The 18,307-nt window shown below is 63.3% G+C and carries 13 protein-coding genes; 10 read left to right on the forward strand and 3 right to left on the reverse strand.

Annotated elements, in window-relative coordinates; translation table 11 throughout:
• Positions 1-56 precede the first annotated feature (56 nt).
• The 5 genes from glgX to M1D51_RS06680 all read left to right on the forward strand — a co-directional run bounded on the left by glgX (position 57) and on the right by M1D51_RS06680 (position 8,845).
• Positions 57-2,336: a glycogen debranching protein GlgX gene (gene glgX / locus M1D51_RS06660; RefSeq protein WP_458108985.1), complete on the forward strand. Its 2,280-nt coding sequence runs from the start codon at positions 57-59 to the stop codon at positions 2,334-2,336.
• Positions 2,333-4,645 (forward strand): malto-oligosyltrehalose synthase, encoded by a 2,313-nt coding sequence (gene treY / locus M1D51_RS06665; protein WP_458108986.1) that lies wholly within the window; start codon positions 2,333-2,335, stop codon positions 4,643-4,645. Before glgX ends, treY begins: the two co-directional genes overlap by 4 nt.
• 57 nt (positions 4,646-4,702) lie before the next feature.
• Positions 4,703-6,475 (forward strand): malto-oligosyltrehalose trehalohydrolase, encoded by a 1,773-nt coding sequence (treZ, locus tag M1D51_RS06670; protein ID WP_458109554.1) that lies wholly within the window; start codon positions 4,703-4,705, stop codon positions 6,473-6,475.
• A 79-nt stretch (positions 6,476-6,554) separates the two neighbouring features.
• Positions 6,555-7,592, forward strand: a complete 1,038-nt coding sequence (gene mgrA / locus M1D51_RS06675; protein ID WP_172322675.1) for an L-glyceraldehyde 3-phosphate reductase — start codon at positions 6,555-6,557, stop codon at positions 7,590-7,592.
• Between the two features lie 167 nt (positions 7,593-7,759).
• Complete coding sequence (locus M1D51_RS06680; protein WP_054808938.1) at positions 7,760-8,845, forward strand: inositol-3-phosphate synthase; 1,086 nt, start codon at positions 7,760-7,762, stop codon at positions 8,843-8,845.
• Positions 8,846-9,522: 677 nt separating this feature from the next.
• Here M1D51_RS06680 and M1D51_RS06685 read toward each other — a convergent pair.
• Both M1D51_RS06685 and mshA read right to left on the reverse strand, forming a co-directional pair.
• Positions 9,523-11,211, reverse strand: coding sequence for a formate--tetrahydrofolate ligase (locus M1D51_RS06685; protein WP_458108987.1), 1,689 nt, complete (start codon positions 11,209-11,211; stop codon positions 9,523-9,525).
• A 103-nt stretch (positions 11,212-11,314) separates the two neighbouring features.
• On the reverse strand, positions 11,315-12,559 hold the full coding sequence (gene mshA, locus M1D51_RS06690; RefSeq protein ID WP_172322676.1) for a D-inositol-3-phosphate glycosyltransferase: 1,245 nt from the start codon (positions 12,557-12,559) through the stop codon (positions 11,315-11,317).
• A 126-nt stretch (positions 12,560-12,685) separates the two neighbouring features.
• Between mshA and M1D51_RS06695 the strand changes: the two genes are divergently transcribed.
• Positions 12,686-13,204, forward strand: coding sequence for an N-acetyltransferase family protein (locus M1D51_RS06695; RefSeq protein WP_458108988.1), 519 nt, complete (start codon positions 12,686-12,688; stop codon positions 13,202-13,204).
• On the opposite strand, the gene M1D51_RS06700 is transcribed toward M1D51_RS06695, so the two are convergent.
• The gene (locus M1D51_RS06700) at positions 13,185-14,576 is read right to left on the reverse strand and encodes a 6-phospho-beta-glucosidase (protein WP_458108989.1); all 1,392 of its coding nucleotides are present in this window, start codon (positions 14,574-14,576) and stop codon (positions 13,185-13,187) included. The two genes, M1D51_RS06695 and M1D51_RS06700, sit on opposite strands and share 20 nt — an antisense overlap.
• 65 nt (positions 14,577-14,641) lie before the next feature.
• On the opposite strand from M1D51_RS06700, the gene M1D51_RS06705 reads away from it, so the two are divergent.
• The 4 genes from M1D51_RS06705 to tsaB all read left to right on the forward strand — a co-directional run bounded on the left by M1D51_RS06705 (position 14,642) and on the right by tsaB (position 18,306).
• Positions 14,642-15,736, forward strand: coding sequence for a carbohydrate kinase family protein (locus M1D51_RS06705; RefSeq protein WP_253951392.1), 1,095 nt, complete (start codon positions 14,642-14,644; stop codon positions 15,734-15,736).
• Between the two features lie 73 nt (positions 15,737-15,809).
• Positions 15,810-17,051 (forward strand): alanine racemase, encoded by a 1,242-nt coding sequence (alr, locus tag M1D51_RS06710; RefSeq protein WP_458108990.1) that lies wholly within the window; start codon positions 15,810-15,812, stop codon positions 17,049-17,051.
• Positions 17,048-17,635 (forward strand): tRNA (adenosine(37)-N6)-threonylcarbamoyltransferase complex ATPase subunit type 1 TsaE, encoded by a 588-nt coding sequence (gene tsaE, locus M1D51_RS06715; protein ID WP_458108991.1) that lies wholly within the window; start codon positions 17,048-17,050, stop codon positions 17,633-17,635. Before alr ends, tsaE begins: the two co-directional genes overlap by 4 nt.
• Positions 17,635-18,306: a tRNA (adenosine(37)-N6)-threonylcarbamoyltransferase complex dimerization subunit type 1 TsaB gene (gene tsaB, locus M1D51_RS06720; protein WP_458108992.1), complete on the forward strand. Its 672-nt coding sequence runs from the start codon at positions 17,635-17,637 to the stop codon at positions 18,304-18,306. The genes tsaE and tsaB overlap by 1 nt, the downstream gene beginning before the upstream one ends.
• The last annotated feature ends 1 nt before the right edge of the window (position 18,307 follow it).

The following is an 18,307-nucleotide window of genomic DNA, read 5'->3' on the forward strand; positions in this document are numbered from 1 at the left end:
GTCATGGGTCATGAGTAGGCTTGCAGCAGTTGTTCGCATCATCAAGAGGAGAACGCATGGAAGTCTGGCCTGGATCGGCTTATCCGCTGGGAGCCACTTTTGACGGCACCGGCACCAACTTCGCGCTGTTCAGCGGGAATGCCGAAAGAGTTGAGTTGTGCCTCTTTGACGACGACGGCGGGGAAGTCCGCGTAGAAGTCACCGAGGTAGATGGATATGTATGGCATTGCTACCTTCCACAGGTTCAGCCTGGGCAAAAGTACGGATATCGGGTTCACGGCCCGTACGATCCCGATGCCGGTCAGCGCTTCAACCCCAACAAATTGCTGCTGGATCCTTACGCCAAGGCCATCCACCGGCAGATCGACTGGGACCCGGCCCTGTTCTCGTACAACCTGGGGGACCCCGACTCCCGAAACGACGAGGACTCTGCGCCGCACATGATGCTGGGCGTCGTCATCAACCCGTTCTTCGACTGGGATGGCGACAAGCTCCTTCGGATTCCGTACCACAAGTCAGTCATTTACGAAGCCCACGTCAAGGGCCTGACCCAGATGCACCCGGAAATCCCGGAGGAACAGCGCGGAACCTACGCGGGCGTCGCGCATCCGGCCGTTATTTCCCACCTGCAGAAGCTGGGCATCACCGCGATCGAACTCATGCCCGTGCATCAGTTCGTCAATGACGGCATCCTGCAGGACAAGGGCCTCAACAACTACTGGGGCTACAACACCATCGGCTTCTTTGCCCCGCACAACAGCTATAGCTCCAAGGGTGATACCGGCCAGCAGGTCCAGGACTTCAAAGCCATGGTGCGGGCCCTTCACACGGCAGGGATCGAAGTCATCCTGGACGTGGTGTACAACCACACGGCCGAGGGCAACCACCTCGGCCCCACCTTGTCCTTCAAGGGCATCGACAACTCCGCGTATTACCGGCTGGTGGAGGACGACCAGAAGTACTACATGGACTACACCGGCACCGGAAACTCGCTGAACGTCCGCAGCCCGCACTCCCTGCAGCTGCTCATGGACTCCCTGCGCTATTGGGTGACCGAGATGCACGTGGACGGATTCCGCTTCGACCTCGCGTCCACCCTGGCCCGCGAGTTCTACGACGTCGACAAACTCTCCACCTTCTTCGAACTCATCCAGCAGGATCCGGTTGTTTCCCAGGTGAAGCTCATCGCCGAGCCGTGGGATGTGGGCCCCGGCGGTTACCAGGTGGGCAACTTCCCGCCCCAGTGGACGGAATGGAATGGCCAGTACCGGGACACCGTCCGCGACTTCTGGCGCGGTGAACCTTCCACCCTGGGAGAATTCGCGTCCCGCTTGACCGGCTCGGCAGATCTCTACGAGCACTCCGGCCGTCGACCGGTGGCCTCGATCAACTTCGTTACTGCCCACGATGGCTTCACGTTGGCCGACCTCGTCTCGTACAACGAGAAGCACAACGAAGCCAATGGTGAAGACAACAACGACGGCGAGTCCCATAACCGCTCATGGAACTGCGGCGCCGAAGGACCCACCGATGACCCCGCGGTCCTTGGCCTGCGGGCACGCCAGCAGCGCAACTTCATTGCCACGTTGTTCCTCTCCCAAGGTGTCCCCATGCTCCTGCACGGCGACGAACTGGGAAGGACGCAGAACGGCAACAACAACGGCTACTGCCAGGACTCCGAACTCACGTGGATCAACTGGGAAAACGTGGACCAGCCGCTCATCGAGTTCACCGCCGCGGTGTGCGCCCTCCGCGCCAAGCACCCCAGCCTCCGCCGGAGCCGGTTCTTTGACGGACGTCCGGTCCTGCGGGGCGAAGGCGAACGTCTCCCTGACATCGTTTGGCTGGATGCCGACGCGAGCACCATGAGTCCCTCGGATTGGGATGAGGCGTTGGGCCGCTCAGTGGGCGTGTTCCTCAACGGCGACGGCATTCACGGACGCGACAACCAGGGACGGCGCATTACCGACGTCAACTTCCTGCTCTACTTCAATGCAGACCAGGACGAGGTAGGCTTCCGGATCCCGTCCGATGAATACGCTCCGGCCTGGGACATCATGATCGACACCGCTGGTGAAGGCGCAGAGGCAGGCGTCGTCAAACCTGACCAGATCCTCATGGTCGGGGCAAAGTCACTGGTGGTGCTCCGTGCCCACAGCACTCCGGAGATTGAGCCCGACCATTCGGTGGCGGCCTCGTTGGCTGCGCTGACGCAAACGAGCACCCCGGAAACGGCATCCATCACGGCTCCGGCCGTGACGTCGCTGCCCTTCGACTACAAGGGTGAGGAACCGGCAAAAGAGGAAACCGGAGAAGCTAAGAAGGCGGACTCATGAAAACGCCAGTCTCCACCTACCGGCTCCAGATCCGGCCCGGGCTGACACTCCAGGACGCGGCGGAACTCACGGGCTACCTGCGCTCGCTCGGTATTGACTGGGTGTACTTGTCACCCATCCTGACGGCGGAGGAGGGCTCGGACCACGGTTACGACGTCACCGATCCTTCCACTGTGGACCCTGCACGCGGAGGTCCTGAAGGGCTCGCGGCTTTGTCCAAAGCCTCCCGTGAGCAGGGTCTGGGCGTCCTGGCCGACATCGTGCCCAACCACATGGGCGTTGCCACACCCGGACAGAACTCCTGGTGGTGGCAGCTCCTGAAGGAAGGTCGCGGGTCCAAGTACGCCGAGGCCTTCGACGTCGACTGGGACTTCGGTGGCGGGAAGATCCGTATCCCGGTGCTGGGCAGCGACGACGACCTCGACCAACTCACTGTGGTGGATGGCGAGCTGCACTACTACGATCACCGTTTCCCGTTGGCAGATGGCACCTACGGCCCAGGGGACAGCCCCCGGGACGTCCATGCCCGTCAGCACTACCAGCTCATGGGATGGCGCAGGGCAGATGCCGAACTGAACTACCGACGCTTCTTCGCCGTCAACACCTTGGCCGGGCTTCGGGTGGAGATCCCATGGGTCTTCGACGAGTCCCACCAAGAGATCGTGCGTTGGTTCCGTGAGGGCCTGGTGGACGGTCTCAGGATCGACCACCCGGACGGGCTCGCAGATCCTGAGGGCTACTTGTCGAGGCTGCGGGAAGCCACGGGCGGGGCATATCTTCTTGTCGAGAAAATCCTGGAACCGGGCGAACAATTGCCGGAAACCTTCGACTGTGAAGGTACCACCGGCTATGACGCCCTCGCCGATGTGGACCGGCTCTTTGTGGACCCCGCAGCGGAGGAATACCTCGACTCGCTCGATGCCAGGCTGCGGGATGCGGACGCCCCGGCGGACTACGAAACCATGATCCACGGCACCAAGCGCCGCATCGCGGACGGCATTCTGAAGTCGGAAATCCTCAGGCTCGCACGCCTGGTACCACCGTCCATGGACTTGCCCGCGGACAAGGTGGCCGACGCCATCGCGGAAGTCATCTGCTGCTTCCCCATCTACCGCACCTATCTGCCCTACGGCGAGGCCGTCTTGGTGGAATCCATCCACCGAGCAGCGGAAAGCCGTGCGGATCTCAAGGATGTGCTGGAAGACCTGACCCCGCTGCTGCTTGATTCCTCCGGTGCATTGGCCCAGCGGTTCCAGCAGACCTCCGGCATGGTCATGGCCAAGGGTGTGGAGGACACGGCGTTCTTCCGTTACACCCGTCTGGGGACACTGACGGAGGTGGGGGCCGATCCCACCGAATTCGCTGTTTCCAGTGAGGTCTTCCATGAGCGCATGGTTCGCCGACAGCAGGCCTTGCCTCTGTCCATGACCACGCTGAGCACCCATGACACCAAACGAAGCGAGGACGCCCGGGCGCGTATATCGGTCATTTCCGAGGCCGTCCCGGAGTGGGAACTCTTCCTCGGGACGGTCCAGGAGTTGGCCCCGATTCCGGATGGCCCGTTGGCCGCACTCGTATGGCAGTCAATTGTTGGTGCATGGCCGGCAGACCGGGGACGGCTGCAGTCGTATGCCCTGAAGGCGGCGCGTGAAGCCGGGAATTCCACCAACTGGACCGACCCCGACCAAGAGTTCGAGCGTCACCTGGCTGCCGCCGTCGACTCCGTTTTTGATGTGCCTGAGGTTGCAGCGGCGCTGGCTAATTTCGTAGCGGAGCTTGAACCGTATGGGACCTCCAATTCGTTGTCAGCCAAGCTGATCCAGCTGACCATGCCCGGTGTTCCCGACGTCTACCAAGGCTCGGAGTTCCGGGACGGTTCCCTGACCGACCCGGACAACAGGCGCCCTGTTGACTTCCAAGCCCGGATGTCTGCACTGGAAGAGCTGGACAAGGGGGCTTCGCCGTCATTCACGGACGAAGCCGCCAAGTTGTTGGTGGTGTCCCGTGCCCTCAGGCTGCGGCGCGACCGGCCCGAGCTGTTCGGCGGGTATGTGCCGGTAGTAGCGCAAGGTTCCGCGGCTGGTCACGTAGTGGCTTTCGACCGCGGCGCCGAAGGACGCGGTGCCCTCACCGTTGCCACGCGCCTGCCCAAGCGTCTTGCCGGGGACGGCGGGTGGCGGGACACGTCAATCGAGGTGTCCACCACCGTCAGGGACGAGCTCACGGGAGCTACCTATGATGCCGGCACCATCCCCCTGGCGACGCTCCTTGATAAGTACCCTGTGGCCCTGCTGGTGCCAACGGACTAATGCACGTCATCACAACCATCGCTGCAACGCACGCTTGAACACGCATAAGGGAGCATGATGCTGGAGCACGCTGCTGGAAAAAACCGCTACGACGTCTGGGCGCCGAACGCTGATTCGGTCCGGCTTCTTGCCGATGGGCGCGAGCACACCATGGAACAACACCACGACGGCGCCGCGCCCGGTTGGTGGCGGGCGCCGGCTGAGGCGGCCGGTCAGGATGGCGACGGTGTGCCGTACGGGTACATCGTCGATGGCGAAGGGCCGTTCCCGGATCCGCGCTCGCGGCGCCAACCGGACGGCGTTCACGGGTTGTCGGCCACGTTTGATCCCTCAGCCCATCAGTGGCAGGACTCGGGCTGGAAGGGCCGGCAACTCAAGGGGGCTGTCATCTATGAACTGCACCTGGGCACCTTCACCCCTGAGGGCACCTTGGATGCAGCCGCCGGCAAGCTGGACTACCTGGTGGACCTGGGGGTGGACTTCATCGAGCTGCTGCCGGTCAACGGTTTCAACGGAGTCCACAACTGGGGTTACGACGGCGTTCTCTGGTACGCCGTCCACGAGCCGTATGGCGGCCCGGCTGCGTACCAGCGATTCGTTGATGCCGCGCACGCCGCTGGCTTGGGAGTCATCCAGGATGTTGTCTACAACCACCTTGGACCGAGTGGGAACTACCTGCCCAAATTCGGTCCCTACCTGAAGTCGGGGGAGGGCAACACCTGGGGTGACTCGGTCAATCTGGACGGACCTGGATCAGACGATGTTCGCCGCTACATCCTCGAAAACGCCGCCATGTGGCTCCGGGACTATCACGTGGACGGACTGCGTCTTGATGCTGTTCATGCCTTGCGCGACGAGCGCGCCGTGCACATCCTCGAGGAGTTTGGAGCACTGGGGGATGAAATCGAGGCGGAGACGGGAATTCCCCGGACCATGATCGCGGAATCGGACCTGAACAATCCGCGGCTCATCTACCCGCGCATGGACAACGGTTATGGGCTCGAGGGCCAATGGAGCGACGACTTCCACCACGCAGTGCACGTCAACCTGAGCGGGGAGACCACCGGCTACTACGCGGACTTTGACTCCCTTGCCGTCCTGGCGAAGGTCCTGGAGCACGGCTTCCTTCATGATGGCAGCTACTCCAGCTTCCGGGGACGGCACCATGGCAGGCCAATCAGGCACGACCTCGCCCACCCGTCCGCACTGGTGGTGTGCCTGCAGAACCACGACCAAATCGGCAACCGGGCAACCGGTGATCGGCTCACTGCGTCGTTGTCCTACGGAAAGCTGGCTATCGGTGCTGTGCTGACCATGACGTCCCCCTTCACGCCCATGTTGTTCATGGGCGAGGAGTTCGGGGCTTCCACTCCCTGGCAGTTCTTCACCTCCCACCCGGAACCTGAGCTTGGAAAGGCTACGGCGGAGGGGCGGATCAAGGAGTTCGAACGCATGGGATGGGACCCCGCTGTGGTGCCCGACCCGCAGGACCCGGAAACGTTCCAGCGTTCCAAGCTCAAATGGGACGAAGCCGGTGAAGGCGATCACGGGCGCTTGCTGCAGTTGTACAGGGATTTAGCACAGCTGCGCCGGAATACTCCGGAGCTGGTTGAGGGCGGCTTCGAGGCGATATCCGTTGAGTTCGACGACGACGAACACTGGCTTCAGTTCTCCCGCGGAAAGGTCCGGGTGGTCTGCAACTTTGGGGACGAAGCTCTCGATACCCCGCTGAGCGGCTGGGTGTTGCTGGCTACCGACAACAAAGCAGCCCTGGAAGGCGGTACGTTGACGCTTCCCGGCGGTAGCGCCGCCGTCGTGCGCGTCCACTAAGCCTGTCCAACGGGGGTGACGGCGCCCACATGGCGGACACCGCCGTCGCCCCCGTTTGTGCAGTGGCAGGATGGTACGTATGACTTATTCGGCTGCGGAAAACCGCTACGAAACCATGCCCTACCGCCGCGTCGGACGCAGTGGACTGAAGCTCCCCGCAATCTCGCTGGGCCTCTGGCACAACTTCGGCGACGACAAACGATTCGACGAACAGCGCGCCATCCTGCGTCGTGCCTTCGACCTCGGCGTGAACCACTTCGATCTCGCCAACAACTACGGACCGCCGGATGGATCAGCGGAGACCAACTTCGGGCGTCACTTGAAGGACGACTTCAAGCCGTACCGTGACGAACTGGTGATCTCCACCAAAGCCGGCTACTACATGTGGCCCGGCCCTTACGGTGAGTGGGGGTCCCGTAAGTACCTGATCTCCAGCCTCGACCAGTCGCTGGAGCGGATGGGCCTGGAGTATGTGGACATTTTCTACAGTCACCGACCCGATCCCGAGACACCCCTGGAAGAGACCATGGGTGCGTTGGACTACGCGGTCCGGTCCGGCAAGGCCCTCTACGCCGGTATCTCCTCCTACACTCCTGAGCAGACGCTCGAAGCTGCACGGATCCTCAAGGAACTCGGAACACCGCTGCTCATCCATCAGCCCAGCTACTCCATGCTGAACCGCTGGACAGAGAACGGCTCGCCCAACCTCTACGAAGCACTGGACCAAGTGGGTGCCGGTTCCATCGCGTTCTCGCCTCTGGCCCAGGGAATGCTCACCAACCGGTACCTCAACGGTGTTCCGGCCGACTCCCGTGCAGCAAAGGAACGGTTCCTTTCGGAGTCCGCGTTGACCGAAGACAAATTGGACCGCGTACGGGGACTGAATGCCATTGCCGAGGGGCGTGGGCAGACGCTCGCGCAGATGGCCATTGCGTGGATCCTGCGCGATCAGCCCAAGGGCTCGCCCGTCACCTCTGCGCTGGTTGGTGCTTCCAGCGTGGCTCAGCTCGAGGACACCCTCAGCGCAATCAACAACCTGAAGTTCACCACCGATGAGTTGACCGCGATTGACGAATTTGCCGTGGAATCGGACATCAACCTGTGGGAGCAGAAGTAGCTTCCAGGAACTGACGCAAACAGCGGGGGCCGGCAGGGAACAAAACCGGCTCCCGCTGTGTTGGTTACAATGCAAGTGTGCGCCGAATGGCGCCGTGCCATTCAGCCGTGCCCTGGACTCAGTCAGGATGCGCCTGGCACCTGAGGTTATTTCTCAAAAGGAGTTCCGTGTCTTCACATCCGATTCGTGTTGCCATTGTCGGCGTAGGTAACTGCGCCGCATCGTTGGTCCAAGGTGTTCAGTACTATCGCGACGCTGACCCCAAGGCCACGATCCCGGGTCTGATGCACGTGGAGTTCGGCAAGTACCACGTCAACGACGTCCAGTTCGTTGCTGCTTTCGACGTCGATAGCAAGAAGGTTGGGCTGGACCTCGCGGACGCCATCGGTGCCAGCGAAAACAACACCATCAAGATCGCCGACGTTCCCGCCACGGGTGTGACTGTTCAGCGCGGCCACACCTTGGATGGTTTGGGTAAGTACTACCGCGAAACGATCGTTGAAGCTTCGGAAGAAGCCGTTGACATTGTCGCCGCTCTCCGCGAAGCCAAGGCCGACGTCATGGTCTGCTACCTGCCCGTTGGCTCGGACCAGGCTGCAAAGTTCTACGCCCAGTGCGCCATCGACGCCGGCGTTGCTTTCGTCAACGCACTGCCCGTCTTCATCGCAGGCACCAAGGAGTGGGCTGACAAGTTCACCGAAGCCGGTGTCCCGATTGTTGGCGATGACATCAAGAGCCAGATCGGTGCCACCATCACGCACCGCGTCATGGCCAAGCTGTTCGAAGACCGCGGTGTCACCTTGGACCGCACGTACCAGCTGAACGTCGGCGGCAACATGGACTTCAAGAACATGTTGGAGCGCGACCGCCTTGAGTCCAAGAAGATCTCCAAGACCCAGGCTGTTACGTCCAACGTTGAAGCTGAGCTGCACGCCGATGACGTCCACATCGGACCGTCCGACTACGTTGCCTGGCTCGATGACCGCAAGTGGGCCTTCGTACGCCTTGAAGGCCGCAACTTCGGCGATGCCCCCGTTTCCCTCGAGTACAAGCTCGAAGTCTGGGACTCCCCGAACTCCGCCGGCGTGATCATCGACGCCATCCGCGCTGCGAAGATCGGCCTGGATCGCGGCATCGGCGGCCCGCTGCTCTCCGCTTCCAGCTACTTCATGAAGTCCCCGCCGGAGCAGTTCAACGACGACCTCGCCCGCGACAAGGTTGAAGCCTTCATCCGCGGCGACATCGAACGCTAAACGTTCCTTCACGCCAGGCGCCCCTGTATTCCGATGCGGGGGCGTTTGTCGTATCCCGGACCCTCTATCAGGTCCCGCGGGTTTGAGTGGGTCCCTCTTTCAGGTCCCGCGGGTTTGGGTGTGTCCCTCTATCAGGTCCCGCGGGTTTGGGTGGGTCCCTCTATCAGGTCCCTGGCTCTACATTGCTTCGCAGCAAAGACTTCGTTGACATGTCCCAGGGACTCGACCTCTGCTTACAACCGTTCGTTTTCGGCCAAGATTGTCTGGTGTTCCCCGCGCCACAAGCCCCCGATCATCGGGTACCGGATCCGGGTCGGGACTCCCGCGTCCTCCGGGTGCCGGCGCAGGCACGAGCCCGTTCATAAAAGTACTGCCCATCCTCGATCTTTTAGCTACCTGCTTCGCTGATCGATTCGCGGACACATGCAGCCACAGATCCCCAACGGGCAGCGGCTTCAAATATTCACAGACTGCAGCCTCCCATCAAGCCGGCCGGCTCGGGAAACAGTGCAGCCGTAACCCGTCCAAGCCCGGGGGTTGTGGGAGGGGGTTGGGTTGATGCCCGGGGGTTGTGGGAGGGGTTGGGTTGATGCCCGAGGGATGTGGGAGAGGGCTGGGTTGAAGCCCGGGGGATGTGGGAGGGGGTTGGGTTGAAGCCCGAGGGATGTGGGAGAGGGTCAGAAGAGGCCCGTGGGTTGACCTTCGGCGTCCACGTCCATGCGCATGGCGGCCGGTTCCTTGGGCAGCCCGGGCATGGTCATGACAGCGCCGGTCAACGCGACAATGAACCCGGCGCCGGTTTTGGGGATCAGCTCGCGGACGTGCACTGTGAAACCTTTGGGCGCCCCCAGCCTGGAGGCATCGTCCGTGAATGAGTACTGTGTCTTGGCCATGCAGACGGGGAAGTCCTGCCAGCCGTTCTTCTCGATCTCGGCAAGGCGCCTGAGGGCAGGAACCGAGAATTCGACGCCGTCGGCCCCGTAGATTTCCTGCACGATGGTCCGGATCTTCTCCTCCACAGGCAGCTCCAGCGGGTAGAGATGGTGGAAGTCCGACGGCGAGGACAGGGCCGCTGCCACCTTAGCGGCAAGCTCGTCGCCACCGTCGCCCCCTCCGCCCCGGCCCCAGACATCGGCGACGGCGGCTTCCACGCCTTCCGCCGCGCACCAAGCGAGCAGCCATTCCAGTTCCTCGGGGGTGTCCGTGGCGAATTTGTTGATGGACACGATGGGGGAGATGCCGAACTTCGAGACGTTCCGGACGTGTCTTTGGAGGTTCTCCACTCCGGCAGCCACGGCCTCTACGTTGGGCTGGCTGAGTTGGTCCTTGGGGACCCCGCCCTGCATCTTGAGGGCACGGATGGTGGCAACAACCACGACGGCGGATGGGGCCACGTCGGCGATTCTCGCCTTGATGTCCATGTACTTCTCAGCGCCGAGATCGGCTCCGAACCCGGCTTCAGTGACCACGATGTCGGCCAGCTGCATGGCCGTGCTGGTGGCTATGAGTGAGTTGCAGCCATGGGCGATGTTGGCGAACGGGCCACCGTGGACCAACGCCGGCGTTCCTGCGATGGTCTGGACCAGGTTGGGCTTGATGGCATCCTTCAACAGCATGGTCAGGGCGCCCTCTACGCCAAGGTCCGAAACTGTGACCGGTGCGCGATCATAGGTGTAACCAAAAGTGATCCGGCCCAGCCGTGCGCGGAGGTCGTCCAGGTCCTTGGCCAGGCAGAACACCGCCATGATTTCGGACGCGACAGTGATGTCAAAGCCGTCCTGTCTGGGCACGCCCTGCACAGGTCCGCCGAGACCGATGACCACTTCCCGCAGCGCGCGGTCGTTCATGTCCAGCACCCGTTTGAAGGTCATGCGCCGGGGATCGATGCCGAGTTCGTTGCCTTGGAAAATGTGGTTGTCCACCAGCGCCATGAGGGCGTTGTTGGCGGACGTGATCGCGTGGAAGTCGCCGGTGAAATGCAGGTTGATGTCATCCATCGGCAGCACTTGGGAGTATCCGCCGCCGGTGGCTCCTCCCTTCATGCCCAGGATGGGACCGAGGGAGGGCTCGCGAAGGGCAATCATCACCTTGTGTCCTGCCCGGGCCAGGGAGTCCGCAAGGCCTACGGTGGTGGTTGACTTGCCTTCACCTGCCGGGGTGGGGGACATTGCCGAGACCAGCACCACTTTGCCGGAGGACTTGCCCGCAGGAAAGACCAGCTTGGCCGGATTGATCTTGGCCTTGTAGGGCCCGTACAACTCAAGGGCGTCCACGGGTATGCCCGCCTGTTGGGCGATGTCCACAATGGGCAGGATGGTGGCGTTGCGGGCAATCTCAAGATCCGACATGACCTTGTCTTCAGACATCATTGTCCTTCGGCTGGGTGTCCCCGCAGCGGGCTTGGTGCTGCAGGCGTTGGTTCGCTGTGCGCGTCAATCTACCAGTCCCTGCTGGTGATCCGGCGAAGACTCAGCGCCGGGGGACCAACAGGCCGCCTACTGCTTCGCGGTAGCTTTCCAGGGTGATGGCTGCCGTCCGCTGCCATCCGAAGGACTCGGCATGGGTGGCAGCCAACCGACCCATGTCTTCCCGTGTCTGGACGTCGTCGTAGAGGTCCTCCAGCGCGTCTGCCCAATCAGAGGGATCGTGCCCGTCCACCAGCATGCCGGTGCGGCCGTCGGAAATGGCGCGGGAGAGGCCGCCGACGTTAGTGGCCACTACGGGTGTACCGCACGCCTGTGCTTCCAAGGCCACCAAACCGAATGATTCGCTGAAGGAGGGCATTACCACCACGTCTGCGGAGCGGAACCAGCTGGCCAGCTCCGGAGCCACAACCGGCGGCCGGTGCGTGACGACGTCGGCCAGCCCGGCGTCTTCGATGATGTGCTGGAGGTTGAAGTCCTTGGCCCCGCTGAGCGAACCCAAAATTGTCATTTCAAGATCGATGTCCGGCCGGCGCTTGCGGAGGATTCCCGCGGCCTTGACAAAAACCTGCGGTCCTTTGAGCCGTTGGATCCTGCCGGCGAAGAGGATATGGAAGCTGTCCGGCCTGACACCCCGCAGGGAACGTGACTTCCGCCGGAAGGATGGCGTAAAGACTTTGAGGTCCACGCCGGGCGGGGCGACGTCGATCCTGTCGAGATCGGCCCCGTAATGGGAAACCAACTCTTCGGCTTCGGCAGGAGTGTTAGCCACCAGCCGGGCCGCGCCATCGACGATCCGCTGCTCACCCTCTTCACGCCGACGGGGCTCGGGCCGCTCACCGGATTCCAGGACAAGGTTTTTGACCTTGGCCATGGTGTGCATGGTGTGCACCAGGGGAACACCCCAGAGCTGGGACAGTTCAAGTCCCGCCACACCGGAAACCCAATAGTGGGAATGGATGGCGTCGTAGCGGCCGTGCAGTTGGCTTCCACGGATCCGGTCGATTTGTTCCACCATCTGGTGCAGGAGGGCGGGCAGCTCTTCCTTGGGCACTTTATGGCGCGGTCCCGCCATGACGTTATGGACGCAGACGCCCGGCCCGGGATGTTCGACGGCGGCCTGGCCGGCTTTGGTGGACCGGGTGAAGATTTCGACTTCCACGCCGGATTCCGCGAGTGCCATGGCCAATGCCCGCACGTAGACGTTCATCCCACCGGCGTCTCCGGCTCCTGGCTGTTCCATGGGGGAGGTGTGCAAGGACAGGAACGCCACCCGACGGATCAACGGCACCGCATTCCTCCTGACACTTCCCAGCAAACAGCAAACAGCAAACACGCCTTTGCCCTGCAGAAAACACTACTCCTGCTGATCCAAGCCATCCCACGGCAACCCGGCTATGTGGACAAGGCTGCTACCGTGGCGCGTGTGAGCCAAGAACAGACTTTCGACATCCGCAAAGCCACTCCTGAAGACTGGCCCGGGATCTGGGCCATCCTGGAACCGGTGATCCGCGCCGGTGAGACCTTCACCTGGGACCGCGACACCTCAGAGGAGGCAGCCCGGAGCAAATGGACCAAGGAAGCCCCCGGCCAAACGTTCGTAGCTGTGGGAAAGGACTCAGGCGACATCCTGGGAACGGGGGAGTTCCATGCCAACCAGGCCGGAGGCGGCAGCCACGTGGCCAACGCCGGGTACATGGTGGGAGCCAACAACTCGGGGCAGGGAATTGCCCGCGCACTTTGTGCCTATTCATTGAGCGAAGCCAAGGCAGCAGGCTTCTACGCCATGCAGTACAACGCCGTGGTGGAAAGCAACGTCCGGGCGGTGTGGCTGTGGCAGTCCATGGGCTTCCGGATATTGGCCACGGTTCCTGAAGCGTTCGATCACCCGGAAATCGGGTACGTCGGCCTGCACGTCATGTACCGGAAGCTGTAGCTCCCCACAACCTTTGCAGTTCGGGAAATGCGGCCTCGTATCCGGCCAGCAGCTGCTCTCCCAGCGCCTCCGACCCAATCAGCGGATGCGCCGCGAACGCCCCGACGGCCGCACTGCGCTCGCCGTGCACCACTGCTCTGATCGTCAGTCGCTCCACCTCCTTGACGTGCTGCATCAGCGTGAGGAACTGCCCGCCGGGCCGTTCTTGTGCAAGCGGCCACGCGCCGTCGTCCGTCACCTCGCAGGGAACCTCGACGACGGCGTCCGCCGGCAACCCGGGCACCGCCACCTCGGCAACAGGCCCGGCAAGCGACACCGGGGCGTTGGGCACGTTCAGAATCAGCCGGGCAGGACCACCGCCGGACAACGCCCGCATTACGGACAACGCCACCCGCTCATAGCCCCCGCCTGCGAGATCGGCCTCGTCCCGCTGCTCGCCTTGGGCGCGGGCCTCTGCCAGGTAGCCTTCCTCACGGGACCTGCGGGCGCTGTCCCACAACTCGAAGGCGTGCGGGTCCTGGACCAGGGCAGGGTAGAGGGAACTCTGCTGGTGGTGGATTGATGCACCCCGGGTTTCCTGCTGCCGGCGGATCGCATCGGTAGCCCGGGCTGTTTGGTAGTAGTAGTACAGGTATTCGTTGGGCAGGCAGCCAAGCTGCAGCAGGGTGTGCTGCCCGAACAACCTGCCTTCTTCGATGGTCTCGAGCGCAGCGTGGTCCGCCAGCAGCCCGGGCAGCAGATCCCACCCGCCGGGGGCCAGCCGATAAAGCCAGCCGAGGTGGTTCAGCCCGAAGTAGCCCACGCCGTCGAGCGTTCCTTCGGCCAGCGGCGTGCCGGCAGCCCGCGCCGCCCGCTGGACCAGGCCGCCTGCGGAATCGCAGATGCCGATGACCTTCCGCCCCAACACTGGTACCAACGCCTCCGTGACCATGCCGGCGGGGTTGGTGAAATTGATGAGCCATGCCTCGGGGCAATGCTGCCGCATCGCTTGGGCGAGTTCCAGCATGCGGGGGATCGAACGGAGCGCGTACGCGATCCCACCGGCGCCCGTGGTTTCCTGTCCGAGCAAGCCCAGGTCCAATGCCACGCGTTCGTCGGCGATCCTCCCCGCAGTGCCGCCCGGCCGGATGGCCGCAAACACCATGTCCGTCCCGGTGAGAGCCTCGGGCAGGTCGGTGGACACCACGACGACGGGCGGGGAACCGTCCGCGGCGGGCATGTCCCGTATGACGGCCTCAATAGCTGCCAGCCGCTCGGCGTCCACATCGAAGAGCACCAACTCCTCCACCAGGCCGGCGAAGGGGCCCGTGCACAAAGCCCGGTAGACAAGGGGTACCCGGAAGCCGCCGCCACCGGCGATCATGAGCCGCATGACCCGAGTCTATGCACGCCTCCCCATCTATGCAGCCCGGTACGGTGCAGCGTAGTCTGCGGTGCATGGACGCTATGCCCCAGCGACGCTTTGATCCCCTTGCTTCCATACGGTCCGACGGGGAGCAACACTGCGACCTCCTCCTGACAGGAACGGTTTTCCAGGACATCATCTTCACGGGCCTGCCCCACTCGCCCGAACCCGGCACGGAGATCTGGAGCGAGGGCATGGGAAGCTGCCCCGGCGGGGTGGCCAACCAAGCCATCGCTGCTGCCCGGCTGGGCCTGCGCACCAACCTCGCCGCCACCTTCGGGGACGATGGCTACGGAGACTACAACTGGCAGATCCTCGAAAGCCAGGAACACGTGGACCTCTCACTTTCGAGGAAGGTTCCGGGCTGGCACTCACCCGTGACCGTATCCCTCTGCGTGAACCAGGACAGGTCCATGGTCACCCACGGACATCCGGCGCCCATTAGTTCTTCGGAGCTCATGGGCAAACCGCCCAGGGCGCTCGCCGCCGTCGCTGACCTGGGCGAAGAACTGGAGCCGTGGATGCTCGCGGCAAAGGAAAGCGGCACCAAACTTTTCGGTGTGGTGGGTTGGGACCCCACGGGGGAGTGGTCCGAACGCCGGCTGGACTTACTGGAAAATTTCCATGCCTTCCTGCCCAATGCGCCCGAAGCCATGGCCTTCACCGGCAAAGCGGACCCGTGGGCTGCGCTGTACTCCCTGGCAGACCGCGTTCCCGTGGCCGTGGTGACGCTCGGACCGCAGGGCGCGGTTGCAGTGGACTCCGAGACCGGCGAGGAAGAATGGGTGCCCTCCCTCCCGGTCTCCGCCTACGACCCCACAGGCGCGGGCGACTGCTTTGGGGCGGCCTTCATAGTGGGTTGCCTGGCGGGGTGGAGGTTGGGGGACCGGCTCAGGTTCGCCAACCTGTGCGCCTCACTGGCAGTCCAGGAAGTGGGTGGCTCACTGGCGGCTCCGGGATGGGGTGACATCGCAGACTGGTGGCAGCGGGCCAATGCGCGGAAGGAACGGCAGTCCAGCCAGTGGCTGCGGCGCTTCGCGTTCCTGGAACCGATTGTCAAGGACATCCCGGCCGAAGCCCAGCGACGTGCCCGGGCCACGATCGCGCATTTGTCGGACGCACAGTAGCGACGCGCAGTGGCGAAGCACAGGAAGGGCCGGCAGTTAACCCGAATTCACCGGCCCTACTAGAATCTCTAGGGTGACTTACGAAGCAGCTGCAGATATCGGTATCGGGTCGAAAGCCTCCATAGCAAAATCGGCGGTGCTGGAACGCTCCGCCATCATTGACCTCGAAGCCGTGCGGCACAACGTTCGTCAATTCGTCGGCATCGCCTCCCCGGCAGCTGTCATGGCCGTGGTCAAGGCTGACGCTTATGGCCACGGGGCCGTCCAAGTGGCCCGTGCAGCGCTCGACGCCGGGGCGGCCTGGTTGGGTGTTGCGCACATTTCCGAGGCGCTCGCCTTGCGCGCCGCCGGTGTGGATGCGCCCTTGCTGGCTTGGCTGCACACCCGTGAGAGTAACTTCCAGGCAGCAGTCGCCGCCGGTGTCGACGTCGGAATTTCCGGCTGGGAGCTGGACGCCGTGGTAGCGGCAGCCCGCGAACAGGAACGGCCTGCGCGCGTTCATTTGAAGGTGGACACCGGGCTGGGTCGTAACGGCTGCACCATTGCCGACTGGGACCAGCTGGTGGGTCAAGCCATGGACTACCAGGACCAAGGCCTGCTGCGCGTGGTGGGCATCTTCTCGCACCTCGCCGTGGCAGATGAGCCGCACCGTCCCGAAACCGATGAACAGCTGGCAGTCTTCCGTGAGGCAATTGCCATGGCTGAGGACGCCGGTGTGGACACTGAAGTCCGTCACATCGCCAACACCCCGGCCACGCTGTCCCGCCCGGACTCCCACTTCGACCTTGTCCGCGTAGGCCTTGGTATCTACGGATTGTCGCCGTTCGAAGGGGCAACGTCCGCGGAACTTGGGCTGCATCCGGCCATGACGGTCCGGACCCTGCTGTCCAACTGCAAGAAGGTCCCCGAAGGCCAGGGCGTTTCCTACGGACTCAACTACCGGACCAGCCAGGAAAGCACACTGGGCCTGGTGCCGTTGGGTTACGCGGACGGTGTCCCCCGCATTGCCACCGGAGGTCCTGTGAGGGTGGACGGAACCAATTACCCGGTGGTAGGCAGAATTGCCATGGACCAGATGGTGATCGACCTGGGACCGGTGTCCCCTGAAAAGGCGGCAGGCCTCAAGGGTGCCGAAGCCGTCATGTTCGGCAACGGTGCAGACGGAGGCCCTACGGCTGACGACTGGGCCGCGGCCGCGGGCACCAACAACTACGAAATCGTCACCCGCATCAGCCCCCGGGTGCCACGCAGCTACGTCAACGAGCTGCCCGCCCCGGCCGATGCCCACAGCGCAGCAAGGACGGCAGCGCTATGAGCGAAGCCCAGTGGGAGCGGACGCTCAAGGTCACGACGGCGGAGCAGACGCATGCGCTCGCAGCAGCATTGGGTGGGGTACTTGAAGCCGGGGATCTCCTGGTCCTGACCGGCGAGCTGGGTGCGGGCAAGACGACGTTCACCCAAGGCCTGGGCGAAGGCCTTGGGGTGCGTGCGGGCATCATTTCACCCACGTTCGTGTTGGTACGGATCCATCCCAATCTTGCCGATGGCCCGCGACCCGGAGGCCCGGATCTGGTCCATGTGGATGCCTACCGGCTGGATTCGTCAGCGGAGATCGATGACATCGATCTGGAGAACACCATGGACACTGCCGTTACCGTAGTGGAGTGGGGCCGGGACCGGGTAGAGCACCTCTCGGACAGCCGTTTGGAGATTGACCTGCACCGGTCGGTCGGCGGAGCGGCCACGGCAGCCCCGGCAACCCCAACTGACGGCGACGTCCTGGACTTCGACACCGATGACGACGACGAACCCCGCACCCTTGTTTTCCGTGGCTACGGTCCCCGCTGGGCCGAGGTTCCGCGGGTCCTGGAAGCCCCATCACCAGAGAAAGGCAACTAATGCTGATCCTGGCAATAGACACCTCGGCCGTGGCAAGCGCCGCACTGATTTCCAATGACGCCATGGAGGGCGTGGTGGATTCCTTCGCCACCGAGGACACCCGCAGCCATGCTGAAGTCCTGGCGCCCGGGATCGAAAAACTCCTGGACGGAGCAGGAGTTACGGGTGCGGATATCGATGCGATTGTGGCCGGGGTTGGACCGGGCCCTTTTACGGGCCTGCGCTCCGGCATTGCGACCGCGCGAACCCTGGCCTTCGTCTGGAACAAACCGTTGTACGGACTCATGAGCCTGGATGCCATCGCCTTGGAGGTGGCGGAGTCCACTGCTGCCACTCCTGAATTCCTGGTGGCCACGGATGCGCGGCGCAAAGAGGTTTACTGGGCCCGCTACACGCTGGCACAGGATCAGCTTCCCGAGCTCGTGGACGGCCCCCATGTTGGTTTCGCCTCCGAACTTCCGGACTTGCCGGTGTTTGGTGCAGGCGCAGGCTTGTATGCCGGTGTCCTTAAGGCGAATGAGGACTTTGCCGCCACCCAGCCTGACGCGGCCGCACTGGGCCAGTTCGCTTTGGCCAGACTCACTGCGGGGCAGGCCTTGTTGGACTCCACCCCGCTGTACCTGAGGGAGTCCGACGCCCAGGTTCCCGGGCCACGTAAGCGCGCGCTGTGAG

It is taken from the genome of Arthrobacter sp. R3-55 (assembly GCF_054161505.1).

Coding starts and splice junctions, on each gene's coding strand:
- treZ (WP_458109554.1), top strand. CDS start 4,703: ATGCTGGAGCACGCTGCTGGAAAAAACCGCTACGACGTCTGGGCGCCG.
- glgX (WP_458108985.1), top strand. CDS start 57: ATGGAAGTCTGGCCTGGATCGGCTTATCCGCTGGGAGCCACTTTTGAC.
- mgrA (WP_172322675.1), top strand. CDS start 6,555: ATGACTTATTCGGCTGCGGAAAACCGCTACGAAACCATGCCCTACCGC.
- tsaB (WP_458108992.1), top strand. CDS start 17,635: ATGCTGATCCTGGCAATAGACACCTCGGCCGTGGCAAGCGCCGCACTG.
- M1D51_RS06685 (WP_458108987.1), bottom strand. CDS start 11,211: ATGTCTGAAGACAAGGTCATGTCGGATCTTGAGATTGCCCGCAACGCC.
- M1D51_RS06705 (WP_253951392.1), top strand. CDS start 14,642: ATGGACGCTATGCCCCAGCGACGCTTTGATCCCCTTGCTTCCATACGG.
- treY (WP_458108986.1), top strand. CDS start 2,333: ATGAAAACGCCAGTCTCCACCTACCGGCTCCAGATCCGGCCCGGGCTG.
- M1D51_RS06700 (WP_458108989.1), bottom strand. CDS start 14,576: ATGCGGCTCATGATCGCCGGTGGCGGCGGCTTCCGGGTACCCCTTGTC.
- tsaE (WP_458108991.1), top strand. CDS start 17,048: ATGAGCGAAGCCCAGTGGGAGCGGACGCTCAAGGTCACGACGGCGGAG.